The sequence below is a fragment of the Sulfitobacter sp. UBA1132 genome, from assembly GCF_002311545.1.
Lineage (GTDB): Bacteria > Pseudomonadota > Alphaproteobacteria > Rhodobacterales > Rhodobacteraceae > Sulfitobacter > Sulfitobacter pontiacus.
Genome location: NZ_DCAN01000004.1, coordinates 3,099 through 26,901, shown reverse-complemented (window position 1 = coordinate 26,901; position 23,803 = coordinate 3,099). Strand labels below are relative to the sequence as shown.

Here is a 23,803-nt window from a genome sequence, read left to right as displayed (position 1 = left end):
CCCCCTGTCCGGGCCTTTTTTGTTTACCCCTTGAGGCGCTTATCGCGTGCGGCCAAGAGCTTGAGACGCAGCGCGTTCAGCTGAATGAAGCCCGCCGCGTCTTTTTGATCATAGGCACCAGCGTCATCTTCAAATGTCACGTGAGCTTCGGAATACAGCGAATGATCCGACCAGCGGCCGACGGTACGCACGTGGCCTTTGTACAATTTTAGTCGAACTGTACCGGTTACATGGGTTTGCGAGGCATCAATCGCCGCTTGCAGCATGGTGCGCTCGGGGCTGTACCAGAAGCCGTTATAGATCAGCTCCGCATAGCGTGGCATCAGCTCGTCCTTCAGGTGCATCGCCCCACGGTCGAGGGTGATCGATTCGATCCCGCGGTGTGCTTCAAGCAGCAAGGTGCCGCCCGGCGTTTCGTAAATACCGCGGGATTTCATCCCGACAAAACGACCCTCGACAAGGTCAAGGCGCCCGCAGCCATGTTTGCCGCCAAGTTCGTTCAATTTAGCCAGAAGTGTCGCGGGCGACATGGCCTCGCCGTTGATGCTTACCGCATCGCCACGTTCAAACCCGATCTCTACATACTCGGGCGTATCTGGTGCTTGCTCTGGCGAGACGGTGCGCTGGTACACATAGTCGGGCGCGTCCACGGCCGGATCCTCCAGCACTTTGCCTTCCGAAGAGGTGTGCAGCAGGTTCGCATCCACGCTAAACGGCGCTTCGCCACGTTTGTCCTTCGCCACGGGGATCTGATGTTTTTCGGCAAATTCGATCAATTTAGTCCGGCTGGACAGGTCCCATTCCCGCCACGGCGCGATCACCTTGATGTCGGGGTTCAACGCATAGGCCGCCAATTCGAAGCGAACCTGATCGTTGCCCTTGCCTGTCGCGCCGTGCGCAACGGCGTCGGCACCGGTTTCGGCGGCGATTTCAACAAGGCGCTTGGAAATCAGAGGGCGCGCGATGGAGGTGCCCAACAGGTATAGGCCTTCATAGACCGCATTGGCGCGGAACATGGGGAAGACGAAATCGCGCACGAATTCTTCACGCACGTCTTCCACGTAAATCTCGGATGCGCCCATCATTTCAGCTTTGGCGCGGGCGGGCTCAAGCTCTTCGCCTTGGCCGAGGTCAGCGGTAAAGGTAACCACCTCGCAGCCATATTCGGTTTGCAGCCATTTCAGGATGATCGAGGTATCAAGCCCACCAGAATAGGCGAGCACAACTTTTTTGGGCGCGGACATGATGTTTCCTTTTCGGTTTGCACCGCGAAGTACCTGTTTTTCAAGGCGTGAGCAAGATTGAAGGCTGCGTTGACCGCGTCACCTGGGAATCGTATCGACAAGTATTCAACGGGAAGGTCGATGAGATGACAGATATGTTTAAATCTGCAGCACGCAGCGCAGCGCAACAGATGCGAGAGGTGTTTCCCGCCACCCCCTTGATGCGCAACGAACATCTGTCAGAAAAATATGACGCTGACATATGGTTGAAACGCGAAGACCTAAGCCCCGTTAGATCATATAAGTTGCGCGGAGCGTTCAACGCGATGCGCAAAGTGATCCCCGAGAAGTCTGTTTTCGTTTGTGCAAGTGCGGGCAACCACGCCCAAGGTGTTGCATTTATGTGCAGTCATTTCGGTGTGAAAGGTGTGATTTTCATGCCCGTCACGACGCCTCAACAGAAAATTCAGAAAACCAAGATGTTCGGTGGGCTTCAGGTCGAGGTTCGCTTGATCGGCGATTACTTTGACAAAACGCTCGCCGCGGCGCAGCAGTATTGCGTGGAAGAGGGCGCGCATTTTCTGTCTCCTTTCGATGATGAAGATGTCATTGAGGGGCAAGCCTCCGTTGCGGTTGAAATAGAGGAGCAGTTAGGGCGCGTGCCCGACCATATTCTGCTTCCCGTTGGTGGCGGCGGTCTTTCGTCCGGCGTTTACAGCTATTTTCAAAATGCGTGCCGGTATAGCTTTGTTGAACCTGAAGGGGCCCCTAGTTTGGCCAAAGCTTTGGCCGCGGGTGCACCGGTGGATGTGTCTCCTATCAATAGTTTCGTCGATGGGGCCGCGGTCGCAAAAATTGGCCAACGTAACTTTTCACGGTTGGAGCGTGTCGCAGAGAGTGATGTGATCCATCTGGCCGAGGACCGCATCTGCGTCACGATCATCGAAATGCTGAATGTTGAAGGCATCGTGTTAGAACCTGCTGGTGCCCTTTCTATTGAGGCGCTGGGCGAAGTAGCTGACCAGATCAAGGGCAAGACCATTGTATGCGTAGCATCCGGCGGAAACTTCGATTTTGAGCGTCTGCCAGAGGTGAAAGAGCGGGCGCAGCGGTACTCCGGCGTCAAAAAATATTTTATTCTGAGGATGCCGCAGCGCCCTGGTGCGCTGAAAGAATTCTTGAGCATTCTCGGCCCGGACGATGACATCTGTCGGTTTGAATACCTGAAGAAGTCTGCGCGAAACTTCGGCTCTGTCCTGATCGGAATTGAAACACGCAGCCCTGACAGTTTTGGGCCGTTCTTGGCGCAACTTAAAGACGCAGGATTTACCTATACGGACATCACGAATGACGAAACCTTGGCTCAATTTGTTCTATAGGCGCACTGCAGGTCTCCGTGTTCGATAGGAAATGTTCTTTCGATTCTTCATAGCTGGTAAGGATCTCCTTCCAAATAGATGTGATTTGATGGCTGCCGGCAAAATTGCCTTCGGCCTGCGCGCATTGTTCTGATAATTCGACAAACCCCACGCTTAATGCGCTGCCCTTCACAAAGTGAAGTATATCGCGAAACTGATCGGTCGTTACGCCCATCGTTAGCTGAGCATTGGCTTCTTCCACCTCCTTAAAAAACACGCACATAATTGTGCTGAAGTCGTCGCGCCCAACAGCGGTTTGCAAGGTCGCGACCTGTTCCCAGTCAATCACTGATTCGCCCTCTTTCTCCGGCCAATGTGGGGCAAAATTCTTAACAAAGCGTGCAGGGCGATCATCACTTAAAAACTTTTGGGCTTCACCGAATCTTAATCTGTCGTTGGCTAGGCTCGGGGTGAAGTTGTCGAAAGCTTGTGTATGTTGCAGAACAAGATTGAAAAAATTGCCCGACCAAAGACGCCGCAGCGGTTTCGCGCGATCAAAACAGCTATGGTTGTCGACGATAGCGCGCTGCAACGGCGAATCTTGATGGCGACACTGTCGCGATGGGGATTCGACGTACAGGGAGCGGCCTCTGCTGAAGAGGCATTGGCGGTCTGCGAACAAAATCTACCGGATCTGATCATCAGCGATTGGATTATGCCGGGTATGTCGGGGCTGCAATTTTGCGAGGCGTTTCGCAAACTTTCGAAGGGCAGCTACGGGTACTTCATTTTACTGACGGCAAAATCTGATAAATCCGAGGTGGTTAAAGGGTTGGACAGCGGTGCGGACGATTTTGTCAGCAAGCCAGTCAACGTTGACGAGCTACGCGCGCGAATTATGGCCGGCGAACGCATTTTGACGATGCAGCGTGAATTATCGTCGAAAAACTGTGTCATTACTGAAGCTCTGGACGCGTTGCAAAACGTACATGACGCATTGGATCGGGACCTAGACGAGGCGCGAAAGTTTCAGAAATCCCTTTTGCAGGAACCGTTTTGCGCCTTCGATGCGGGTGCCGTGTCTTTGATGCTCAGGTCTAGCGGGCATGTAGGGGGCGATCTGGTGGGATATTTCACAGCGGGAAATAGCATCGGGATCTACGGGCTAGATGTGTCCGGTCACGGGGTGAGCTCGGCTCTGATGGCCGCCCGATTGGCCGGTATATTTTCCGCCGTTGCACCTGAGCAAAACCTGGCATTGGCACGCCAATCTGACGGGACGTATAAAATGCGCCCGCCCGACCAAGTAATCGCCGAGCTGAACAGCCTAGTGCTCTCTGACATGGAATCGGAGCAGTATTTCACACTTTTCTTGGCGGAAATTGAACTTGATACCGGCAGGATCAGGGCAACCCAGGCCGGCCACCCGCACCCTTTCATTCAGAGACGCAACAGCAGGTTGGAAAACTTTGGGAGAGGCGGGCTGCCCGTAGGGCTGATTGCCGATGCGCAATATGAAACAGTCGCGAGCCAGCTTTACCCTGGCGACCGCCTGATCGTGCTTTCCGACGGGGTGACGGAATGTCCTGACCCGATTGGGCAAATGCTGGACGATAATGGTTTAAATCAGGTTCTACATGATCTGCACCCCATCAGGGAGCCGCTTTTCTTTGACGCGCTCACGTCGCGCCTAGAAGATCATGCGGGGACGGCTGACTTTCCTGATGATGTTTCCGGCATCTGCTTCGAATTTCAGGACCTTGCCGCCAGAAACCGTTCAAGAAAGTGCCGATCCCCATCGTTGCCTAGCACCGAAACGGCCTCTTCCCCCGACAGAACAACTGTTGCGTGGTCAGGCTCTATCGGGGGGGCAATATGACGGACGGGATGGGCGACATAGACATGGCAAATTTTCTCGGCCCAGATGTCATACTCCGGCATATAGACGTATCGCCGGAATGCCCCCAACCGCCGAGGGCGCGCAATGGTCCAGCCAATCTCTTCCATCACCTCGCGGTGGAGCGTTTGGAGAGGCGATTCACCGGGGTCAATGCCACCGCCTGGCAACTGAATATCAACATGTGGCCTAAGCTGGGCGGTCATCAAAAAGCGGCCCTTGAGGGGCAAAATCGCATAGGCTCCGGGACGCGACGTGTATGTTTTTCCCCGAATGGGCGGTTCCCCAACGCGTCGCATCATATGACTCCCCCTTTTCGCACGGCTTGTTGCCCTTATATAGACGCGGTATGCCAACCGTCTGCCGGTAAGGAAAGTCAAATGACCCCAGGAAACAAAATCGCGTGGGACGACACCGTTCTACCCTTTCAACTCGATGCCTCTGATATTCGGGGGCGCGTCGCGCGTCTGGATGGCGTGCTGGAAGGGATTTTGCGTCAGCATGACTATCCCGACAAGGTAGAGGCGTTGGTCGCCGAAATGGCCTTGCTTACGGCGCTGATCGGGCAAACCATTAAGCTGCGTTGGAAATTGCAACTACAGGTTCAATCCAAAGGGCCCGTGCGCATGATTGCGACAGACTACTACGGCCCGACGGAGGATGGTGAACCCGCGCGCATCCGTGCCTACGCCAGCTATGATGCCGACCGGATCACCGAAGGACCGGCCTTTGATCAGGTGGGCGAGGGGTATTTCGCCATTATGATCGATCAGGGCAACGGGATGACCCCCTATCAGGGGATTACGCCGCTTACCGGTAAATCGCTGTCCGAATGTGCAGAGGCGTATTTCGCGCAGTCCGAACAGCTGCCCACACGGTTTGAGCTGAGCTTTGGCAAATCCACCTCCCCGGGGGAGGATGAACATTGGCGCGCGGGCGGTGTTATGCTGCAACATATGCCAAAAGCCTCGCCCTTTGCCGCGCAAGGGGAAGGCAGCGGCGAGGTGCTGCAAGCCACTGATCTGGTCGACGGTGAAGAGGGGGATAACTGGCGCCGCGTCAACGTCTTGCTGGATACGGTAGACGAGCTTGAACTGATTGGGCCGAGCTTGCCGCCGACAGATCTTTTGAAACGTCTGTTTCACGAGGAGATGCCCCGAGTATTCGACGCGCAGGCGGTCCGCTTTGGCTGCACTTGCTCCGAAGATCGTGTGCGGCAAAGCCTGTCGATCTATTCGGCGGGGGATATCGAAACGATGACGACAGACGACGGCCGCGTCACGGCCGACTGCCAGTTCTGTGGCGCGCATTATGATCTGGACCCGAAAACAGTCGGGTTCGAGGCAGAAGACAACAGTGCCAGCTGATCAGCTCGCCCATTTTCGGAAGGCGCTGGCGCAAACTGGTGTCACGTCTTCCGATTTTGACCTTAACAAAGGGTCTACGCCACCGGCGAATCGGACATTGCGGCCAGCTGGCGTTCTGGCCCCGATCGTTGAACGGGGCGGGCGGTTGGAACTTATCCTGACCAAACGGTCGTCCGCGTTAAAGCACCATCCGGGGCAAATCGCCTTCCCGGGCGGCAAGCAGGATGGCGGTGACGCGGATGTTGTTGCCGCTGCCCTACGCGAGGCGCGGGAAGAAATCGGCCTGCCCTCGGATCTGGTCGACGTCTTGGGTACGCTGCCCGCACATGAGACAGTTACCAACTTTCTGGTGACGCCCGTCATTGCCTTCGTGAAAAAAGACTTCGAAATTATCCCCGAGCCCGGCGAAGTTGAGGAAGTCTTTACCGTTCCACTTGATCATGTGCTCAACGCCGAAAATTACGTGGTCCAGTCGCGCCGGTGGCAGGGGCAGCGACGGTATTATTACACGGTTCCTTATGGTCCCTATTACATTTGGGGGGCAACCGCGCGTATGTTGCGGGCATGGACAGAACGTATGATGTGACCCTTCCTGCCAGTACGCGCTGGCTTTCCGCCCCCGATGCCCAAGCCGTATGCGATGCGGTGACGGACGGCGGGCATGCGATCTATTTTGTCGGGGGCTGTGTGCGGAACGCGCTTTTGGGCGTGGCGGATAGCGATGTCGACATGTCGACCAATGCATTGCCCGAACGCGTCATGGCTCTTGCCGCGCGCGCTGGGCTGAAAGCCGTACCGACGGGCGTGGAACATGGAACTGTCACTGTGGTCAGCGGTGGTAAGGGGTTCGAGGTGACGACCTTCCGCCGGGATGTGGAAACGGACGGGCGACGCGCGGTTGTCGCTTTTTCGGACAGTATCCTCGACGATGCGTTGCGCCGTGATTTTACGATGAACGCGCTTTACGCGGATGCGCAGGGGCGGGTGATCGACCCGCTTGAAGGTCTTGCTGATTTGCGCGCGCGGCGGGTGAGGTTTATCGAGGATGCCGCCCAACGTATCCGCGAAGATTACCTGCGCACCTTGCGCTATTTCCGGTTTTGCGCGTGGTATGCGGACCCGGTCGAGGGCTTCGATCCGGAGGCTTTGGCCGCGATTGCAGCGCATACCGACGGGTTGGAAAGCCTGTCGGCGGAGCGGATCGGGGCAGAGCTTACGAAGCTGTTAACCGCACCGGACCCTGCACCAGCGGTCGCGGCGATGCGCCAAACCGGCGTTTTGGGGACCATTCTGCCGGGGAGCGATGACCGCTGGCTCGGGATGGTCGTGCATTTCGAACAGCTGTTGCAGATGTCTGTGGACTGGCGAACGCGGCTGGCCGCGCTTGGCGGTGAGGATATCGACCAGCGCCTGAGGTTGAGCAAGGCAGACGCGAAACACCTGCATCGGCTGAAAGAGGCGGCATATGGCGCAGAGACAGTGGCCGCGATTGCCCATATCGACGGCGGCGATATGGCGCGCGCGGTTGTTGTGCTGCGCGCCTGCCTGTCTGAAACGCCACCCGATGCGGCTGTGCTTGATAGTATCGCGCAGGCCGAAACGGCCGTATTTCCCGTTCAAGCCGCTGATTTGATGCCGGAATACACCGGACCTGCTTTGGGAAGGCGGCTGGCCGAGCTTAAGGCGCTCTGGATCGCTTCGGGGTTTGCGGCGACGCGGGACAGTTTGTTGGACACGCCAGAAAGCTGACGCAACCTGTGGTCTTTTCGGCGCGGCTCTTTCTATAGTGGCGGCGAACACGCGCCCTACAGGTGAATTATGTTTCGATTTTTCGAAAATCTTGTCGATCCCTATGCGGACTACGCCGAGCAAGACACGCCGCCCACGCGGCTGTGGCCCTTTTTCCGCACCTACAGCGCGCCGTTCAAAACGGTGTTCTGGGTCACGGGTGTGCTTTCCGTTGTGGTCGCGGCGATCGAGATCGGGTTGATCTACTATATGGGCCGTCTTGTCGATCTGATGGACGGCAGCCCGGCCGAGGTATGGCGCAGCTATGGGGCGGAGTTTATCGTCGTCGCGCTGCTTATCCTGATCGCGCGTCCCGCTGTGCAAGCGGTTCATGTGTTACTGCTGAACAACGCTGTGTTGCCAAATTACGGCACGCTCTTCCGTTGGCGCGGACACCGGCAGGTGCTGCGGCAATCGGTCGGCTGGTTCGAGGATGACTTTGCCGGGCGCATCGCCAACCGCATCATGCAAACGCCCCCCGCTGCGGGAGAGGTCGTGTTTCAGGTTTTTGACGCGATTTCCTATGCGCTGGCCTATCTCATCGGCGCAGCGATTTTGTTAACCACGTCGGACTGGCAACTGCTGATCCCCTTGGTCGCGTGGTTCGCGCTTTATGCTGTGCTGACTCAATGGACGATCAAGCGTGTGGCGGTCGCGTCGCAGGCCGCGTCGGATGCGCGGTCAGAAGTGACGGGCCGCGTGGTCGACAGTTACAGCAACATTCATTCGGTCAAGATGTTTGCCCACCATGATCGCGAGATTGAATATGCAAAGGGCGCTATCGAGAATGCGCGCGTCACTTTTCAAAAGGAAATGCGGATATTCACCATTATGGATATCTGTCTGGTCAGCTTGAACGGTTTGTTAATCGTCGGTGTCGTAGGCTGGGCGTTCTATCTTTGGTCAACCGGCAACGCGACGGTGGGCGTGGTGACGGCTGCGACGGCGCTGACGCTGCGGTTGAACTCCATGACCGCCTGGATCATGTGGGCGCTTTCGACGTTCTTCCAGCAGCTTGGCGTCGTGGCCGAGGGGCTAGAAACGATTGCGCAGCCCATCACCTTGGTTGACGACAGCGATGCCAAGCCGCTGGCCCTGACCGACGGGCGGGTGGAGATGCGCGGGCTGACCCATCATTATGGCCGTGGTTCGGGCGGGTTGGATCAGGTGGATATCACCGTGCAGCCGGGGGAAAAGATCGGCCTGATCGGGCGGTCGGGCGCGGGCAAATCGACCTTGGTCAAGCTGCTGCTGCGGTTTTACGACCCCGAAGGCGGGCGTATTCTGATTGACGGGCAGGATATCACCACCGTTCGGCAGGACAGCCTGCGACAGGCGATCGGGATGGTGCAGCAGGACAATGCCTTGCTGCATCGATCGATCCGCGAAAATATCCTTTACGGTCGTCCCACCGCGACGGAGGCAGAGGTGATTGCCGCAGCGAAACAGGCCCAAGCACATGATTTTATTCAGGGTTTGAACGATCAGGGCGGGCGGTCCGGCTATGACGCGCAGGTTGGCGAGCGGGGGGTGAAACTGTCGGGCGGGCAGCGGCAACGCATCGCGCTGGCACGGGTCATCCTCAAGAACGCGCCGATCCTTTTGCTGGACGAAGCGACGAGCGCGCTTGATAGCGAGGTAGAGGCCGCGATCCAGCAGACCCTGTACGGCATGATGGAGGGCAAGACCGTCATCGCCATCGCGCATCGCCTGTCCACCATCGCTGAAATGGACCGTATTCTGGTCATGGACGGGGGCCGCATCGTCGAAGAGGGCACGCATGAGGTGCTTTTGGCACAAGGCGGGCTATATGCAGATTTCTGGAACCGGCAATCCGGCGGGTTCCTTCGCACAGAAGAGCCGACATCGTAATGCCTTTGACATGGATCGACCCGTTTTCCCCCGCCACGACAGAGCCGCCGCGCCGTCTGGCGGCCTTTTTTCGTTGGGCGTTGAAGGGCAGCGGCCCTGCACTTGGGGTTGCCGGGGTGCTGTCGATTTTCGCCGGCGTGATAGAGGTGATGGCCGCCTTGGTTCTTGGGTGGGTCGTGGATGCGGCGCTTGCCGCCGAGGCGGGGGCCGTATTCTCGGATCATACGGGGCTGCTCTTGGCGGGACTGGCGTTCTTTTTGCTGCTGCGTCCGGCGCTGTTCGGCGTCAGTTCGTATATGCAGTCGATCGTGGTCGCGCCGAATGTGTTCAACCTCGTGCTGTCGCGCTTGCATCGCTACACGCTGGGGCAGGCGGTCACGTTTTTCGACAATGATTTCGCGGGCCGGATCTCGCAGAAGGAAATGCAGACCAGCCGCGCGCTGACCGATGTCGTGACCGAGGTGCTGCATACGGTGCTCTTCGCCGCCGCGTCCTTTGTCGGCGCGGTGATGCTGCTTGGCACGGTAGACTGGCGCATCGCTGCGGGGCTGGTGCTTTGGATGGTCGGCTATGTCTTCCTGATCCGCCACTTCATGCCGCGGGTCCGCAAACATTCCAAAGCGCGGGCAGGGGCGCGCGCGATGGTGACGGGACAGGTGGTCGATACGATCACCAACATCAAGACCGTCAAGCTCTTCGCCCATGCCGATCACGAGGACCGCGCCGCCTTGGGGGCGATGCGCAAGTTTCTGGACACGAGCCTCGATTTCGGGCGGGTGAGCGTCTCTTTCCGGTTCTGGCTGATGACGATTGCAGGATTTTTGCCAGTGCTGCTGGTGGGGGGTGCGCTTTGGTACTGGTCGCTGGGTCTGGTGACGGCGGGCGATATTGCGGCGACGGGGGCGGTGTCGCTTCGGCTGGCGCAGATGACGGGCTGGGTCAGTTTCACGCTGATGGCGCTTTATGCGAATGTGGGCGAGGTTGAAGACGGGATGCGCACGCTGGCCGCGCCGCAGCAGCTGCGCGATGCAGACAACGCGGCAGAGCTGGAGGTGCGCGAAGGGGCGATCCGCTTTGACGGGCTGCGCTTTACCTATGGGCGCGATACGGGCGGTATCGAAGAGCTCAGCCTATCGATCAAACCGGGGGAGAAGCTGGGCATCGTCGGCGCATCGGGGGCGGGAAAATCGACGTTGGTGTCGCTTTTGCTGCGGCTCTATACGGCGGAACAGGGTCACATTTCAATTGATGGGCAGGATGTCTCGGGTGTGACCAAGCAAAGCTTGCGGCGTCAGATCGGGATGGTCACGCAGGAGACCGCGATGTTCAACCGGTCGGCGTTCGACAACATCCGCTATGGCAAGCCCGACGCGACAGAGGCAGAGGTCATCGCCGCCGCACGCAAGGCCGAGGCGCATGAGTTCATCGAGAAGATGCAGGACCACACGGGCCGTAGCGGCTATGACGCGCATCTGGGGGAACGGGGGGTGAAACTGTCGGGCGGGCAACGTCAGCGTATTGCGCTGGCCCGCGCGATCCTCAAGGATGCGCCGATCCTGATATTGGACGAGGCGACAAGCGCGCTGGATAGCGAGGTCGAAGCCGCGATCCAAAGCGCACTGACCCGCGTGATGGAGGGCAAGACCGTGATGGCCATCGCCCACCGTCTTTCGACCCTGACCGAGATGGACCGCATTGCCGTGATGGACGCGGGCCGCATCGTAGAGATTGGCACCCATGATGCGCTGCTTGTCAAAGACGGGCTTTATGCCCGCTACTGGCGGCGGCAGTCGGGCGGGTTTTTGGATATGAAGGCCGCAGAATAAGGCTTTTGCTGCGCCCGGCTTCGCGCTAAGCCCTGCGCATGACAGAATATACAATCCAGCGACTTGGCCACCTGGGCGACGGCATTGCGCCCGGCCCTTTATTTGCCCCGATGACCCTGCCGGGTGAGGTGGTGACAGGCACGCCTGTCGGTCAGACCCTGACCGACATCCGTATCGTCACCCCGTCAGAGAACCGGGTGTCGGCGCCGTGTCGCCACTTCAAGGCCTGTGGCGGCTGCCAGTTGCAGCATGCGTCGGATGATTACGTCGCGGATTTCAAGCTGGGCGTGGTCAAAGCGTCGTTGGATGCCCACGGGATAGAGACTGTATTCAAGCCGCTGCAAACCTCGCCTGCGCAATCGCGCCGTCGGGCAACCTTTGCCGCCAAACGTACCAAAAAGGGCGCGATGGCCGGTTTCCACGGGCGCGGGTCTGATGTGGTGATCGAAATTCCCGGGTGTCAGTTGCTGGACCCTGCGGTGATGGGCGCGCTGCCGATTGCCGAAAAGCTTGCCGTGATCGGCACCAGCCGCAAGGCCGCACTGGCTGTAACGGTGACCGCGTCGCGCGGGGGGATCGATATCTCGGTCCAGAACGGGAAAGAGCTGGACGGCCCCTTGCGGCAAGAACTGGCGCATCTGTGCGACAGTCTGGGGCTGGCGCGGCTGACCTGGAACGGCGAGGTGATCGCGATGCGCACGCCGCCCGTACAGCGTTTCGGCGCGGCCAAAGTGACACCCCCGCCCGGTGCCTTCCTGCAAGCCACTCCGCACGGAGAGGCGGCGCTGGTCACCGCCGTGCGCGAGGCTGTCGGTGAGGCGCGTCATGTGATTGACCTGTTTGCCGGCTGCGGCACGTTCAGCCTGCCCCTGGCCGATCAGGCAGAGGTACACGCCGTCGAGGGTGACGCCGCCATGACCGCCGCGCTGGATCACGGGTGGCGCATGTCGACGGGGCTCAAACCCGTCACGACAGAGGCGCGTGACCTGTTCCGCCGTCCCTTGCTGCCGGACGAGCTGGCCAAGACCGACGCGGTGGTCATCGACCCGCCGCGCGCGGGGGCCGAGGCCCAGATAGCCGAGATCGTCAAAGCGATGCCGCCGGTGCTGGCCTATGTGTCGTGTAACCCCGTCACCTTCGCGCGGGACGCCGCCGTGCTGATTGCCGCCGGTTATACGTTGAATTGGGTGCAAGTCGTTGATCAATTCCGCTGGTCCTCCCATGTGGAGCTGGCAGCGCAGTTCACTGCGCCGGAAGTACAACGCAAACGTAAGTAACGCAGATCTATGGTGGGCACGGTAAACATGCGGGAACGTCTGGGAAGATGGGTCGAAGGGCGGGCCGTCAGCAATTTCATCATCGGTGTGATCGTGTTCAACGCCGCCCTGCTGGGGATGGAGACAGCCCCCGCCCTGATGGAGAAATACGGCACGCTGATCCTGTTTCTTGATCGCGTCTGCCTGTTCATTTTCATCGCCGAGATCACGCTCAAGATCATCGCGCGCGGGGTCGGGTTCTTCCGCAACGGGTGGAACGTCTTTGACTTTACGGTCGTTGCCATCGCGCTGGTGCCTGCGGTGCAGGGGCTGTCTGTCTTGCGGGCGCTGCGTATCCTGCGGGTTTTGCGTGTGCTGTCCGTCGCCCCGCGTCTGCGCCGCGTTGTCGAAGGGTTTATCACCGCGTTGCCCGGTATGGGGTCGGTGTTCCTGCTGATGACGATCATCTTTTACATCGGGTCGGTCATTGCGACCAAATTGTTCAGCGACCAGTTCCCCGAATGGTTCGGGTCATTGCCCGCCAGCGCCTATAGCCTGTTTCAGATCATGACGCTGGAAAGCTGGTCGATGGGGATCGTCCGCCCGGTGATGGAGGTCTACCCCTATGCCTGGGTCTTCTTCGTGCCGTTTATTCTGGTCACGACCTTCGCCGTGGTGAACTTGCTGGTGGGTCTGATCGTGAACTCGATGCAGGACGCGCATAACGAGGAAGAGACCGTGCGCACCGATGCCTACCGGCTTGAGGTGATGGAAAAGCTGGAAGCGATCGAAAAGAAGCTGGCAGAGCACAGCCGCCAGTAACGGCTTTTTGACCGCATCTATATTTGCTACATGATAGGGCATCCACATAAGGCCGAAAAGGTCGCGGGAACGAGGCATAGTGAACATGAAACGCAGAAACCTGATTCTGGGTGGCACCGCGCTGGTCGCGCTTGGGGCCTGCAGCAGCAGTAAATTCAAACGGTACAACGGGCCGCAGGTCACCTATGTGATCGTCAACAAGGGCGACCGCCGGATGTATCTGATGCACCACGACAAGGTGCTGGAATCATACGATATCAAACTGGGGTTCGCGCCTGTGGGCCACAAGGTGTACGAAGGTGACGGGCGCACGCCCGAAGGGATCTACATGATCGACCGGCGCAATCCGAACAGCCGCTTCCACCTGTCGATCGGCATCAACTACCCCAATGAAATGGACCGCGCCCGCGCGGAAGCTTTGGGCAAAAGCCCCGGTGGCGATATCTTTATCCACGGCCAAAAGACCGCCAAGGACAAGAATCGCACCGATTGGACGTGGGGATGTATCTCTGTCTCGAACGACGAGATGGAGGAGATCTATGCGATGGTCGGGGATAACACCCCCATCGCACTGAACCCCTGATATCTAGTTAAAAGCGGGGGTGACCTTGGCGGTCACTTCCCCATCACCATGGTCCACCAGATCTTGCCGTTGTTTTCCTGGTGCCAGGAAAAGCCCATGTTCAAAGCGTCCTTCGACATGATGATGCGGCGGGTGTCCGGCTTCTCCATCCACGCGGCAAGTGTTTCGAGCTCGGTCTCGTAGGTTTCCGAGATGACTTCGCCGACCAGCGCGCCAGTATATCCTACACGTTGGATACGATCGACAGGGGACGACCCGTCAGACCCGAAGTGCCAGGGGCGGTTCTGCACCGCCATATCCCGCGAATGGGTCGCGGCGGCGGCGTTCAGCTGTGCGTCTAGTTGAACCGGTGCCAGACCGGAGGCACCGCGCAGCGCGTTCACGGAATCAAGCATGCGGAATTGCAGCTTGCCGGTATCGTTGCGCCCGATCTTATAGACGGTAGGGCCGGGGCGACCGTCGGACGCAAGCGGGGTTGGTGCAGGGGTACAGGCCGCCAGCGCCACGGTCAGGGAAATAAGGATTGAAAACAGACGGATCATGGCGCAGCTCCACGCAGTTGGGTTTGTCGTGCCATACAGCTTGATGCGTTGCAGATCAAACGCACATGAGCGTGAGCGCGCCTGTTAACGCTTGTTTGATTTGAAACTGCGACTTTCGAGCCATATACGACAGTATTATACTAGGTTGTAACTACCTTCAGGAGACATCTGATGTCTGATAAGAAATTTACCCTTTCGTCGCGCCGTGCTTTCCTTGCTGGCAGCGCCGCGATGCTGGCAACGCCCGCGCTGGCGCAAAGCAGCGTCAACAGCGAAGCGACCACGGAGACGGAGCGTGATCTGACCGAGACCGTGCGTCGCAACACCTCCAGCTTCCGCACGCTGGATTGGCAGCCTTACTTCAGCGACACCAAGAACGGGGCGATTCTTGTCGATATCGACAGCCGCGCGGTGCATTACTGGTCCGAGGATCAGTCGATCTACAAACTGTACCCCTCAAGCGTACCGCTGACCGAGGAACTGACCCGCCGTGGGCGTACCAGCGTGATCCAGAAGGTCGTCGGGCCCACATGGCGTCCGACCCCGTCGATGCTGGAACGCAACCCAGAGTGGCCAGCGGTGATCGGGCCGGGCCCTGACAACCCCTTGGGCACCCACGCGCTGTACCTGAGCTGGACGTACTACCGTATCCATGGCACGCATGACACACGCAAGATCGGGCGTCGTTCGTCGAATGGCTGCATTGGCCTGTACAATGAACATATTGCTGAACTTTTTGGCATGGCGAACGTCGGCACCCAAGTGTTGCTTATTTGACAACTTTTTAGCGATTGTGGTGCTCAAAAGCTGAATCCGGGTTTGCAATTGCCCGCTGATGCTGTTTAGAAAGTTTTACGAGGTAAGTCTTGGGCGCGTGCTATCACACTGTGAAGTACGCCTTTTCTGGAGGTTATGTTATGAAGAAACTCGTTCTCGCCGCTGCTCTGACAGCTGCTGCATCGAATGCATTTGCTGGTTCGCTGGCAGAGCCAATCATCGAAGCACCCGTCATCGTTGAAGAGTCCACCTCTTCTTCCTCGGGCATCCTGATTCCTCTGCTGCTGCTGGCCGTTGTTGCTGCTGCAGTTGCTTCCGACTAATTCGGTCGAAGTTTCAGTTAGAAAAAGGCGGTGTTCTACACCGCCTTTTTTTATGTCTGCCGTTCGGCATCAGATGACAAGCGGACAAAAGAAAAGCGCCTGTAACGACAGGCGCTTTCTTTGTTTTCAGGTCCAACCCGCGCGGGGTATTAGTCGATCCAGCCTTGCAGGTTTTCCTCAATCACATTGGACAGCGCCTTGATGTGCAAGTCGTCGTCATTGAGGCAGGGGATATAGTGAAACTCCTCCCCGCCCGCGTGTTCAAAGCTTTCCTTGATCTCTTCGTTGATCTCTTCCAGCGTTTCGATGCAATCGGCTGAAAAGGCAGGGGCGCAGACCGCGATCTTTTTGTTGCCGGCTTCGGCCTGCCGCGCGACCTCTTCCACCGTATAGGGCTGCAACCATTCTTCGGGGCCGAATTTCGACTGGAAGGTCGTCATGATCTGTGTGTCGTCCCACCCCAGCCGTTCCTTCAGCAGGCGCGTCGTTTTCTGGCATTGGCAATGGTAGGGATCGCCTTCCATCAAATAGCGCAGCGGAACACCGTGATAGGAACACAGCAGCTTGTCGGGCTTTGTCTCCATCTTGGCGTAGGCCTTCTCGATCGAGGTGGCGAGCGCTTCGATATAATCGGGGCGGTCGAAATAGGGTTCAACCGTGCGGGCGGCGGGCTGCCATTTCTCTTTGGCGAGCGCTGCGAAAAACGCGTCATTCGCGGTGGCAGAGGTGGCACCGGCGTATTGCGGGTACAGCGGGAAGAACAGGATCTTCTGGCAGCCCGCAGCGGTCATCGCCGCCACCTTGGATTGGGTCGACGGGTTGCCGTAGCGCATGCAGTAATCGACCATGACTGCGTCACCATACCGCGCCTGCATCGCGTCCTTTATCTTCGCGGTTTGCTGTTTGGTGATGGTCATCAGCGGGCTTTCCCCGGCCTCGTGGTTCCAGATCGACTTATACGCGGCACCGCTGGTGAAGGGGCGTTTCGACAGGATCACCAGCTGAAGCAGCGGCTGCCATTTCCACGGGCTGTAGTCGATCACGCGGCGGTCCGACAGAAATTCCGATAGATAACGGCGCATTGACCAGTAATCATAGTTGTCCGGCGTGCCGAGGTTCGCCAGCAGGATACCCACCTTGGGGGCGGGCACGGTGGGGTGGTCAGGCTGTGCATGGGCTGGGCGCTGCTGCGTCATCTGGCATTCCTTTTCTGCGTTTAGCGCTGAGATAAACGGTTATGGTCGCGCGTCAATCGCGCAGCGGCGTTTCTGCCGTTGCCAGCGCATCGGCCAAGCGCTGCTGCGCAGAGCCGGGTCGCAGGGGTTTGGGCTGGCTGTCCGCCGGTGCCCAGCCCGCCAGAAAGACCAGTTCAAAGCTTGCTTTGATGCGCCCCTCTGGCGTGGCGTAGTGGTCGCGGTAAAGCTGCCCCGCCGCGTCAAAGATCGCGCGGCCACTGGGGCGGCGCAGGCGGCTGGTCAGGGCGTTGGCCTCTCCCATCGCGCGCAGGTCGCGCATCAGGTGCCAGATATCGCGGTATTCTGTCGTCAGCGTCACGGAATCCGCCACCGGCAGCGCAAGCCCCGCCCGTTGCAGCAGTCCGCCGATATCACGCAACTCGGCCATAGGGGCGATCCGCGGCGACAGCCCGCCGGTGATCGACGCCTCGGCCTGACCCAGACAGGCGCGCAGCTCGTGCAGGGTCTGCCCGCCGAAACCAACGCTTAAAAACAGCCCGTCGGGTTGCAGGGCGCGGCGCGACTGGATGATCTGACCCACCGGATCATTCGCCCAATGCATCCCCATCGCATGGACCACCAGATCATGTGCGCCCTGGGTCAGCGCAAGCGTATCGGTGTCCTCCACCAGCGTCGCGTTCGGATGCAGCGCGCCCCAGACCTGCGGGAAGCCGGTGACAATCGCTGCTGACGTAAAGGTTCTGTTAACCAGCGACAGCCGATCATCGACCTCTTCAAGCGCGGCGCGGTGCAGGAACAGGGCGTCATCGGTGGCGCGGCGGCGGTTGCGGGTCAGCGCCGCGCGTTCGGTCAGGGTGTGTGAAGCGTTCATGAAAGGATAATAAGATCATGCGAGACCAGTTACAAACCGCTGTTGCGCTGATTTATCCGCCGTCCTGTCTGGCGTGCGGGGCGTGGGTGGCTGCACATGGGGGGCTGTGCGGCCCGTGCTGGCGCGACACGGGGTTCATTGAAGGTGTGGTCTGCGAAACCTGCGGTATTCCCTTGCTGGGCGATCTGTCCGAGACAGACGTGCGCTGCGACGCGTGCCTTGCCGCGCCGCCGCCGTGGGACCACGGGCGCGCAGCCCTTTTGTACCGAGATACCGGCCGCCGACTGGTGCTGGCGCTGAAACACGGCGACCGTCAGGACATCGCCAAACCCGCAGGGCACTGGATGGCGCGGGTGATCGCGCCCTTCGTCACGCCTGAAACTTTGGTGGTGCCTGTGCCGCTGCATTACGCGCGGCTGTGGAAGCGGCGGTTCAACCAATCGGCCTTGCTGGCCCGTGCGCTTGCACGCGAACACAAGCTTGGGTGGTGCCCCGACGCGCTGCGCCGGACCCGACGCACCGCCGCGCTAGAGGGGAAGGGACGCCGCGAACGCTTCGCCCATCTGGATGGCGCGATCACCGCCCATCCGCGCCGCGCCGACCTGTTGCGTGACCGTCCGGTGCTGTTGGTGGATGACGTGATGACATCGGGCGCGACATTACAGGCGTCGGCGCGGGCCTGTCTGGACGCACGCGCAGGGCCAATCTGCGTTGTGACACTGGCAAGAGTGGCAAAAGATACTTAAGTCTTGATCCAACCCATTTGTTGAAAGGACATCAACATGCAACCTGTTGAGATCTATACCTCCCCGCTGTGCGGCTTTTGCCATGCCGCCAAACGTCTGCTGAATGAAAAAGGCGTGAGCTTTGCCGAGGTCGACGTGCTTGCCCAGCCAGAGCGTAAGTCCGAGATGATCGAACGTGCCAATGGCGGGCGCACCGTGCCGCAGATCTTTATCGGCGACACCCATGTCGGCGGCTGTGACGACCTTTACGCGCTTGAGCGTGCGGGCAAGCTGGACGCTTTGTTGGCCTCCTGATGCAGGCGGCGCTGATCCAGCTGAACGTCAGCGATACTCCGGCCCGCAATCTGGCGGGCACGGTAGAGATGGTGCGCGATGCCGCGGCGCAGGGGGCGGCGTTTGTCCTCACGCCCGAGGTCACGAACTGCGTCTCGACCAGCCGCGACCACCAGCGCAGCGTCTTGCAGCACGAAGACGATGACATCACCCTCGCCGCCTTGCGGGATGTGGCGCGAGAGGCGGGCATCTGGCTGCTGATCGGGTCGCTTGGGCTGAAAACGCGGGATGCGGACGGGCGCTTTGCCAATCGGTCGTTCCTGATTGATCCGCAGGGGCAGATCAAAGCCCGCTACGACAAGATCCATATGTTCGACGTGGATATCGACGCGGGCGAAAGCTACCGCGAATCGGCGGGCTACCGCCCCGGCGATCAGGCGGTTGTGGCGCAGACGCCTTTCGCCAAAATCGGGATGAGCATCTGCTATGACATGCGTTTTCCCAAGCTCTATCAGGCGCTGGCGGATGCGGGTGCCACGATCCTGACCATGCCCGCCGCGTTTTCGCCCGTGACCGGTGCCGCGCATTGGCACATGCTGCTGCGGGCCCGTGCGATCGAGACAGGGTGTTTCGTGTTAGCCCCCGCGCAGACCGGCACCCATGCCAGCGACAGCCACAAGACCCGCGACACCTACGGCCATTCGCTGGTTGTTGCCCCGTGGGGCGAGGTGCTGCTGGATGCGGGCACCGCGCCCGGCATTTATCCGTTCACGCTGGACATGGCGCGTGTACAAGAGGCACGTACCCGCGTACCCAGTCTTGCCAACCGGCGGGATTTCAAGGCACCTTAGTAACGGCTTATGACGGAAAATCGAAACTCACTTGCGATCACGTTGATCAGCGAATTGCTGTCGGCTGATCAACGGATGCGCAACCGGCTGACCCGGGCGCTGCCCAAAGGCATGGAGATTTCGCATTTTTCGGTGCTGAACAATCTGGCCTGGCATGACGGCGAAAAGACCCCCGCGCAGCTGGCCGAGACGTTCAATGTCACCCGTGGCGCGATGACGAACACGCTGAATAAACTGGTCTGGGCGGGCTATGTGCATATCCGCCCCGATTGGGACGATGCGCGGCGCAAGATGGTGGCGATCAGCCCCGCAGGCCGCAATGCGCGGGATCATGCGATCCGGCAAATCTCGCCGTTGATCAATGATGTGGCCGATGATCTGGGCGAGGCGCAGGTGCGTGCCACGCTTGATACCCTGCGCGCCCTGCGGCGCCAGCTGGAAGGCTGACGCCGGTTTGGGTCACTCTGGCTTCAGGCTGGCGGTGACGTAGTTCACGCTCAGGTCACGGTCCGACAGACGCCACGACCATGTGATCGGGTTGAACACGAACCCTTTGCGATCCACCGCCGTCAGGCCCGCCTTGTGCAGCAGGTCAAAGAGTTCATCCGGCGTGATGAATTTCGACCATTCATGGGTGCCCTTGGGCAGCCAGCGCATCACGTGCTCTGCCCCGACAATCGCCATCATGAAAGACTTGGGGTTGCGGTTCAGTGTCGAACAGATGTGCAGCCCGCCCGGTTTCAGCAGGGTGCGGCAGGCGATCAGATAATCGATGGGAGAGGCGACATGTTCGACCACCTCCATGTTCAGCACCACGTCGAATTGTTCCCCCGCTTCGGCCAGCGCCTCGGCGGTGGTGTGGCGGTAGTCGATCTCGAGCCCCGATTGCTGCGCATGGACCTGCGCGACAGGGATGTTGCCTGCTGCGGCATCGGCACCGACCACGGTCGCACCCAACCGCGCCATGGGTTCCGACAGCAGCCCGCCGCCGCAGCCGATGTCCAGAATCCGCAGCCCGCGAAACGGTTCGGGCGATTTCAGGTCACGGTCGAACTCTCCGGCGATTTGCGCAGTGATGTAATCCAGACGGCAGGGGTTAAGCATATGCAGCGGCTTGAACTTGCCGTTCTCGTCCCACCATTCGGCGGCCATGGCCTGAAACTTTTCGATCTCGGCGGGGTCAACAGTGCTTTGAGGCGCTTGCATTCTGATCTCTCTGTGCTCTTTTGGGTCCAATGACTATATAGGGCTGTAATGGACAAAATCCCGGACCAAAAGCGCGCAGTGCAATATCTTCACCCGCCGATCGACCCGTTCGATCAGCGGATGATGGATGTGGGCGATGGTCATTCGATCTATGTCGAACAATGCGGCAACCCCGATGGCATCCCCGTGGTGGTCCTGCATGGCGGCCCCGGCGGCGGGTGCAGCCCGTCGATGCGGCGCTATTTCGATCCGGCAAAATATCACGTGATCCTGTTTGACCAGCGCGGGTGCGGGCGGTCCAAGCCATTTGCCTCGGTCATCAATAACACCACATGGGATCTGGTCGCGGATATCGAACGCATCCGCAAAGCGCTTGGCATCGAGAAATGGATCGCTTTTGGTGGCAGCTGGGGCGCGACGCTGGCGTTGATCTATGCCGAAACCCACCCCGAGAGGGTGCGCAACATCATCCTGCGCGGCGTTTTCATGATGACGCAGGCGGAGCTTGACTGGTTCTATGGCGGCGGCGCGGGCAAGTTTTGGCCCGATCTTTGGGCGCGGTTTACCGGCCTGATCCCCGAAGCCGAGCACGGCGATCTGATCGCGGCCTACCACCGCCGGCTGTTCTGTGGCGACCGCATGACCGAGGTGAAATACGGCAAGGCCTGGGCCGCGTGGGAAAACGCGCTGGCCTCGATCCATGCGTCGGGCGGGTCGTATGAGGGCCCGGGGGAATATTCGCGCACCTTCGCCCGGCTTGAGAATCACTATTTCACCAATGCCGGATTTCTTGAGTTTGATGGCCAGATCCTTGCGCATGTGGACCGCATTGCCCATATCCCCGGCGTGATTGTGCAAGGCCGCTACGATATGATTTGCCCCCCCTCCAGCGCGTATGAACTGGCGCAGGCTTGGCCCAATGCCGAGCTGAAGATGGTGCGCAATGCCGGCCATGCGCTGTCTGAACCCGGCATCAGCGCCGAACTGGTGCGCACGATGGACAGGATTGCCACGCAATGACCCGCTCTTTGATGGATCGCCGTGCTTTATTTGCCTCGGGTGCTGCGGCGGCCTTGCTGGCGGCGACAGGCGTGTCGGCGGCGTCCATGCCCAAAGCGGGCGGGCGGTTGCGGATGGCGCTGTCGGGGGCGGCGCGCAGCGATACCTGGGGGCAGGGGGATGGCCTGTTCATGCAGGTGGCACGGCAGGGGCTGATCTTTGACACGCTGACCGAAATCGCCGCCGATGGCACCCTGCGCGGAGAGCTGGCAACAGCCTGGCAGGGCAGCGCCGACGGGCGCGTCTGGCTGGTCGATCTGCGCAAGGATGTGCTGTTTCACGATCAACGTCCCATGACCGCGCGCGATGTTGTCGCGTCCCTCGCGCTGGACGGTGTGGTAGAGGCGACGGGCCCCCATCAGCTGCGCATCACGATGGATGCGCCCGCGATGGACTTGCCCTTTACGCTGGCGGACCCGCGTCATGTGATCCGCGCCGCCCACGCGATGGACGACGGCATCGGCACCGGCCTGTACCGTCTGCGACGATTTACGCCGGGTCAGCAGGTTTTGGCCGAACGTGTGGCAGATCACTACAAAGGGCGCAGCGCCGGCTGGTTCGATACGGTTGAACTGGTGTCCATTCCCGCGCAGCAGGTTCGTGCGCAGGCGATGGCTGAATATCTGGTCGAAGCGGCAGACCTGAATGATGGCGAAGCCCTTCAATCCTATGATGATATTGCCTTGCTGCCCCATGCACGCGGGGTGACCCATGCGGTGTCACGCAGCATCGCCATGCCCCTGCGCACGGGCCAGCATCGCCCGTTGGACAACCTGCGCGCCGCGGAACGCTGGTGGCTGGCCTAAGCAGGGCAGGCACACGGGGCTTGCAGTTTCACATATACGGGCGTATATGACGTCTCAACAGCGGCGCATCGGGGTCCACACCTGAGGCTCCACCGATCTTGAACACGGGCCGCGCGCCCGTTTTTTTGTGCCTGCTCGAAACTGCAGGATGATAGTGAGATTATGAACAACGACCTGATTGCAAAAGCAGCCATTGATCGCCGCATGGCCGAGATCATCACACCGGTGATCGAGGATATGGGGTTTGAACTGGTGCGCGTGCGCCTGATGTCGGGCAAGTCGACGACGTTGCAGGTGATGGCAGACCGTCCCGATGGCGGTATCGAGGTGGACGAGCTGGCGCTGATCAGCCAATCCATCAGCGCTGTCATGGATGTCGAGGATCCGATCCTTGATGAATACACCCTTGAAGTGTCGAGCCCCGGCATCGACCGCCCGCTGACGCGGCTCAAGGATTTCGAGATGTTCGAGGGCTATGAAGCCAAGATCGAGACCGGCGAACTGATCGACGGCCGCCGCCGCTTCAAGGGCGAGCTGGCAGGCGTCGAGGATGACGAGGTGCTGATCAACGTCGAGGAAGGCACCATCGGGCTCAAGTTCGATTGGCTGACCGACGCCAAACTGGTTCTGACCGACGATCTGATCAAAGAAATGCTGCGCCAACGCAAAGCGTCCGGTGCGATTGACGAAACCAAATTCGATGACATCGAGACCGAAGGGTCCACCGAGGGAGACGACTAAATGGCCATTACATCTGCCAACCAGCTGGAACTGCTGCAAACCGCCGAGGCTGTGGCCCGCGAAAAGATGATCGACCCCAATCTCGTGGTTGAAGCGATGGAAGAATCGCTCGCTCGGGCGGCGAAGTCGCGCTACGGCGCTGAGATGGACATTCGCGTTTCCATCGACCGCAAGACCGGACGCGCGACCTTTACCCGTGTGCGTACGGTTGTGGCCGATGACGAGCTTGAGAACTATCAGGCGGAGTTCACGGTAGAGCAGGCCAAGCAGTATATGGCTAACCCCGAAGTCGGTCAGGAATTCAGCGAAGAAGTCCCACCGGTTGAAATGGGCCGTATCGCCGCACAATCCGCCAAGCAGGTGATCTTGCAGAAGGTCCGCGAAGCCGAGCGTGACCGCCAGTACGAAGAATTCAAGGAC

26 protein-coding genes and 1 pseudogene are annotated in these 23,803 nt (G+C 59.6%); 20 read left to right on the top strand and 7 right to left on the bottom strand.

Annotated elements, in window-relative coordinates:
• Window positions 1–23: 23 nt before the first annotated feature.
• The gene (locus B4F27_RS01085) at window positions 24–1,244 is read right to left on the bottom strand and encodes an argininosuccinate synthase (RefSeq protein ID WP_005850804.1); all 1,221 of its coding nucleotides are present in this window, start codon (window positions 1,242–1,244) and stop codon (window positions 24–26) included.
• Window positions 1,245–1,369: 125 nt separating this feature from the next.
• Between B4F27_RS01085 and ilvA the strand changes: the two genes are divergently transcribed.
• Window positions 1,370–2,602, top strand: a complete 1,233-nt coding sequence (gene ilvA, locus B4F27_RS01080; RefSeq protein WP_074636769.1) for a threonine ammonia-lyase IlvA — start codon at window positions 1,370–1,372, stop codon at window positions 2,600–2,602.
• Here ilvA and B4F27_RS01075 read toward each other — a convergent pair.
• Window positions 2,565–3,173, bottom strand: coding sequence for an Hpt domain-containing protein (locus tag B4F27_RS01075; RefSeq protein WP_286758633.1), 609 nt, complete (start codon window positions 3,171–3,173; stop codon window positions 2,565–2,567). The genes ilvA and B4F27_RS01075 overlap by 38 nt on opposite strands.
• On the opposite strand from B4F27_RS01075, the pseudogene B4F27_RS01070 reads away from it, so the two are divergent.
• Window positions 3,075–4,322, top strand: a pseudogene (locus tag B4F27_RS01070) (PP2C family protein-serine/threonine phosphatase); the annotation flags it as partial. The gene B4F27_RS01075 and the pseudogene B4F27_RS01070 sit on opposite strands and share 99 nt — an antisense overlap.
• An 11-nt stretch (window positions 4,323–4,333) precedes the next feature.
• On the opposite strand, the gene B4F27_RS01065 reads toward B4F27_RS01070, so the two are convergent.
• A complete protein-coding gene (locus tag B4F27_RS01065; protein ID WP_286758632.1) occupies window positions 4,334–4,780 on the bottom strand; it encodes an NUDIX hydrolase in 447 nt (148 codons plus the stop codon).
• Between the two features lie 78 nt (window positions 4,781–4,858).
• On the opposite strand from B4F27_RS01065, the gene B4F27_RS01060 reads away from it, so the two are divergent.
• The 8 genes from B4F27_RS01060 (at window position 4,859) to B4F27_RS01025 (ending at window position 13,992) form a co-directional block, all read left to right on the top strand.
• Entirely contained in the window at window positions 4,859–5,845 is a 987-nt protein-coding gene (locus B4F27_RS01060) for an Hsp33 family molecular chaperone HslO (protein ID WP_286758631.1), read from the top strand.
• A complete protein-coding gene (locus B4F27_RS01055) occupies window positions 5,790–6,431 on the top strand; it encodes a CoA pyrophosphatase (protein ID WP_286758630.1) in 642 nt (213 codons plus the stop codon). Before B4F27_RS01060 ends, B4F27_RS01055 begins: the two co-directional genes overlap by 56 nt.
• A complete protein-coding gene (locus tag B4F27_RS01050) occupies window positions 6,410–7,594 on the top strand; it encodes a CCA tRNA nucleotidyltransferase (protein ID WP_286758629.1) in 1,185 nt (394 codons plus the stop codon). The genes B4F27_RS01055 and B4F27_RS01050 overlap by 22 nt, the downstream gene beginning before the upstream one ends.
• A gap of 69 nt (window positions 7,595–7,663) precedes the next feature.
• The gene (locus B4F27_RS01045; protein ID WP_286758628.1) at window positions 7,664–9,505 is read left to right on the top strand and encodes an ABC transporter ATP-binding protein; all 1,842 of its coding nucleotides are present in this window, start codon (window positions 7,664–7,666) and stop codon (window positions 9,503–9,505) included.
• Window positions 9,505–11,331: an ABC transporter ATP-binding protein gene (locus B4F27_RS01040; protein WP_286758627.1), complete on the top strand. Its 1,827-nt coding sequence runs from the start codon at window positions 9,505–9,507 to the stop codon at window positions 11,329–11,331. Before B4F27_RS01045 ends, B4F27_RS01040 begins: the two co-directional genes overlap by 1 nt.
• A gap of 38 nt (window positions 11,332–11,369) precedes the next feature.
• Window positions 11,370–12,608, top strand: coding sequence for a class I SAM-dependent RNA methyltransferase (locus tag B4F27_RS01035; RefSeq protein ID WP_286758626.1), 1,239 nt, complete (start codon window positions 11,370–11,372; stop codon window positions 12,606–12,608).
• A gap of 9 nt (window positions 12,609–12,617) precedes the next feature.
• Entirely contained in the window at window positions 12,618–13,409 is a 792-nt protein-coding gene (locus B4F27_RS01030; protein WP_005850824.1) for an ion transporter, read from the top strand.
• A gap of 85 nt (window positions 13,410–13,494) precedes the next feature.
• Window positions 13,495–13,992 carry a L,D-transpeptidase family protein gene (locus B4F27_RS01025; RefSeq protein ID WP_005850826.1) on the top strand — a complete coding sequence of 166 codons (498 nt, stop codon included), beginning with the start codon at window positions 13,495–13,497 and terminating at the stop codon, window positions 13,990–13,992.
• Window positions 13,993–14,024: 32 nt separating this feature from the next.
• Here the strand turns inward: B4F27_RS01025 and B4F27_RS01020 are convergent, their stop codons facing one another.
• Window positions 14,025–14,534: a CAP domain-containing protein gene (locus B4F27_RS01020; protein WP_005850828.1), complete on the bottom strand. Its 510-nt coding sequence runs from the start codon at window positions 14,532–14,534 to the stop codon at window positions 14,025–14,027.
• Between the two features lie 171 nt (window positions 14,535–14,705).
• Here B4F27_RS01020 and B4F27_RS01015 point away from each other — a divergent pair, with 171 nt between their 5' ends.
• Together B4F27_RS01015 and B4F27_RS01010 are read left to right on the top strand one after the other, a co-directional pair.
• Window positions 14,706–15,311: a L,D-transpeptidase gene (locus B4F27_RS01015; RefSeq protein WP_037942384.1), complete on the top strand. Its 606-nt coding sequence runs from the start codon at window positions 14,706–14,708 to the stop codon at window positions 15,309–15,311.
• A gap of 140 nt (window positions 15,312–15,451) precedes the next feature.
• Complete coding sequence (locus B4F27_RS01010) at window positions 15,452–15,634, top strand: hypothetical protein (RefSeq protein WP_005850832.1); 183 nt, start codon at window positions 15,452–15,454, stop codon at window positions 15,632–15,634.
• 149 nt (window positions 15,635–15,783) lie between these two features.
• On the opposite strand, the gene hemH is transcribed toward B4F27_RS01010, so the two are convergent.
• Together hemH and B4F27_RS01000 are read right to left on the bottom strand one after the other, a co-directional pair.
• Window positions 15,784–16,830, bottom strand: a complete 1,047-nt coding sequence (gene hemH / locus B4F27_RS01005; protein WP_009825741.1) for a ferrochelatase — start codon at window positions 16,828–16,830, stop codon at window positions 15,784–15,786.
• A 52-nt stretch (window positions 16,831–16,882) separates the two neighbouring features.
• Window positions 16,883–17,701: an SAM-dependent methyltransferase gene (locus B4F27_RS01000; protein WP_286758625.1), complete on the bottom strand. Its 819-nt coding sequence runs from the start codon at window positions 17,699–17,701 to the stop codon at window positions 16,883–16,885.
• Window positions 17,702–17,718: 17 nt separating this feature from the next.
• Between B4F27_RS01000 and B4F27_RS00995 the strand changes: the two genes are divergently transcribed.
• From B4F27_RS00995 to B4F27_RS00980, 4 genes are read left to right on the top strand one after another with little or no spacing between them, the layout of a single operon-like run.
• A complete protein-coding gene (locus B4F27_RS00995; RefSeq protein WP_286758624.1) occupies window positions 17,719–18,447 on the top strand; it encodes a ComF family protein in 729 nt (242 codons plus the stop codon).
• Window positions 18,448–18,483: 36 nt separating this feature from the next.
• Window positions 18,484–18,741 (top strand): glutaredoxin 3, encoded by a 258-nt coding sequence (gene grxC, locus B4F27_RS00990; RefSeq protein ID WP_005850844.1) that lies wholly within the window; start codon window positions 18,484–18,486, stop codon window positions 18,739–18,741.
• Window positions 18,741–19,571, top strand: a complete 831-nt coding sequence (locus tag B4F27_RS00985; protein WP_074636695.1) for a carbon-nitrogen hydrolase family protein — start codon at window positions 18,741–18,743, stop codon at window positions 19,569–19,571. Before grxC ends, B4F27_RS00985 begins: the two co-directional genes overlap by 1 nt.
• 9 nt (window positions 19,572–19,580) lie before the next feature.
• A complete protein-coding gene (locus B4F27_RS00980; protein WP_005850847.1) occupies window positions 19,581–20,018 on the top strand; it encodes a MarR family winged helix-turn-helix transcriptional regulator in 438 nt (145 codons plus the stop codon).
• A gap of 12 nt (window positions 20,019–20,030) precedes the next feature.
• Here the strand turns inward: B4F27_RS00980 and ubiG are convergent, their stop codons facing one another.
• Entirely contained in the window at window positions 20,031–20,777 is a 747-nt protein-coding gene (gene ubiG / locus B4F27_RS00975; RefSeq protein ID WP_009825745.1) for a bifunctional 2-polyprenyl-6-hydroxyphenol methylase/3-demethylubiquinol 3-O-methyltransferase UbiG, read from the bottom strand.
• Window positions 20,778–20,825: 48 nt separating this feature from the next.
• Here ubiG and pip point away from each other — a divergent pair, with 48 nt between their 5' ends.
• The 4 genes from pip to B4F27_RS00955 all read left to right on the top strand — a co-directional run.
• Complete coding sequence (gene pip, locus B4F27_RS00970) at window positions 20,826–21,797, top strand: prolyl aminopeptidase (RefSeq protein WP_286758623.1); 972 nt, start codon at window positions 20,826–20,828, stop codon at window positions 21,795–21,797.
• Window positions 21,794–22,642 (top strand): ABC transporter substrate-binding protein, encoded by an 849-nt coding sequence (locus B4F27_RS00965; RefSeq protein WP_009825747.1) that lies wholly within the window; start codon window positions 21,794–21,796, stop codon window positions 22,640–22,642. The genes pip and B4F27_RS00965 overlap by 4 nt, the downstream gene beginning before the upstream one ends.
• Window positions 22,643–22,804: 162 nt before the next feature.
• On the top strand, window positions 22,805–23,383 hold the full coding sequence (rimP, locus tag B4F27_RS00960; RefSeq protein WP_005850854.1) for a ribosome maturation factor RimP: 579 nt from the start codon (window positions 22,805–22,807) through the stop codon (window positions 23,381–23,383).
• Window positions 23,384–23,803 (top strand): NusA N-terminal domain-containing protein (locus B4F27_RS00955; protein WP_286758622.1); only part of this gene is annotated, 420 nt, incomplete at its 3' end.

Coding starts and splice junctions, on each gene's coding strand:
- B4F27_RS01025 (WP_005850826.1), top strand. CDS start 13,495: ATGAAACGCAGAAACCTGATTCTGGGTGGCACCGCGCTGGTCGCGCTT.
- hemH (WP_009825741.1), bottom strand. CDS start 16,830: ATGACGCAGCAGCGCCCAGCCCATGCACAGCCTGACCACCCCACCGTG.
- rimP (WP_005850854.1), top strand. CDS start 22,805: ATGAACAACGACCTGATTGCAAAAGCAGCCATTGATCGCCGCATGGCC.
- B4F27_RS01060 (WP_286758631.1), top strand. CDS start 4,859: ATGACCCCAGGAAACAAAATCGCGTGGGACGACACCGTTCTACCCTTT.
- B4F27_RS00985 (WP_074636695.1), top strand. CDS start 18,741: ATGCAGGCGGCGCTGATCCAGCTGAACGTCAGCGATACTCCGGCCCGC.
- B4F27_RS01030 (WP_005850824.1), top strand. CDS start 12,618: ATGGTGGGCACGGTAAACATGCGGGAACGTCTGGGAAGATGGGTCGAA.
- B4F27_RS01050 (WP_286758629.1), top strand. CDS start 6,410: ATGGACAGAACGTATGATGTGACCCTTCCTGCCAGTACGCGCTGGCTT.
- B4F27_RS00965 (WP_009825747.1), top strand. CDS start 21,794: ATGACCCGCTCTTTGATGGATCGCCGTGCTTTATTTGCCTCGGGTGCT.
- B4F27_RS01065 (WP_286758632.1), bottom strand. CDS start 4,780: ATGATGCGACGCGTTGGGGAACCGCCCATTCGGGGAAAAACATACACG.
- B4F27_RS00980 (WP_005850847.1), top strand. CDS start 19,581: ATGACGGAAAATCGAAACTCACTTGCGATCACGTTGATCAGCGAATTG.
- ubiG (WP_009825745.1), bottom strand. CDS start 20,777: ATGCAAGCGCCTCAAAGCACTGTTGACCCCGCCGAGATCGAAAAGTTT.
- B4F27_RS01015 (WP_037942384.1), top strand. CDS start 14,706: ATGTCTGATAAGAAATTTACCCTTTCGTCGCGCCGTGCTTTCCTTGCT.
- B4F27_RS01045 (WP_286758628.1), top strand. CDS start 7,664: ATGTTTCGATTTTTCGAAAATCTTGTCGATCCCTATGCGGACTACGCC.
- B4F27_RS01020 (WP_005850828.1), bottom strand. CDS start 14,534: ATGATCCGTCTGTTTTCAATCCTTATTTCCCTGACCGTGGCGCTGGCG.
- B4F27_RS01010 (WP_005850832.1), top strand. CDS start 15,452: ATGAAGAAACTCGTTCTCGCCGCTGCTCTGACAGCTGCTGCATCGAAT.
- B4F27_RS01055 (WP_286758630.1), top strand. CDS start 5,790: ATGATCTGGACCCGAAAACAGTCGGGTTCGAGGCAGAAGACAACAGTG.
- B4F27_RS01040 (WP_286758627.1), top strand. CDS start 9,505: ATGCCTTTGACATGGATCGACCCGTTTTCCCCCGCCACGACAGAGCCG.
- ilvA (WP_074636769.1), top strand. CDS start 1,370: ATGACAGATATGTTTAAATCTGCAGCACGCAGCGCAGCGCAACAGATG.
- B4F27_RS01035 (WP_286758626.1), top strand. CDS start 11,370: ATGACAGAATATACAATCCAGCGACTTGGCCACCTGGGCGACGGCATT.
- B4F27_RS00995 (WP_286758624.1), top strand. CDS start 17,719: ATGCGAGACCAGTTACAAACCGCTGTTGCGCTGATTTATCCGCCGTCC.
- pip (WP_286758623.1), top strand. CDS start 20,826: ATGGACAAAATCCCGGACCAAAAGCGCGCAGTGCAATATCTTCACCCG.
- B4F27_RS01085 (WP_005850804.1), bottom strand. CDS start 1,244: ATGTCCGCGCCCAAAAAAGTTGTGCTCGCCTATTCTGGTGGGCTTGAT.
- B4F27_RS01000 (WP_286758625.1), bottom strand. CDS start 17,701: ATGAACGCTTCACACACCCTGACCGAACGCGCGGCGCTGACCCGCAAC.
- grxC (WP_005850844.1), top strand. CDS start 18,484: ATGCAACCTGTTGAGATCTATACCTCCCCGCTGTGCGGCTTTTGCCAT.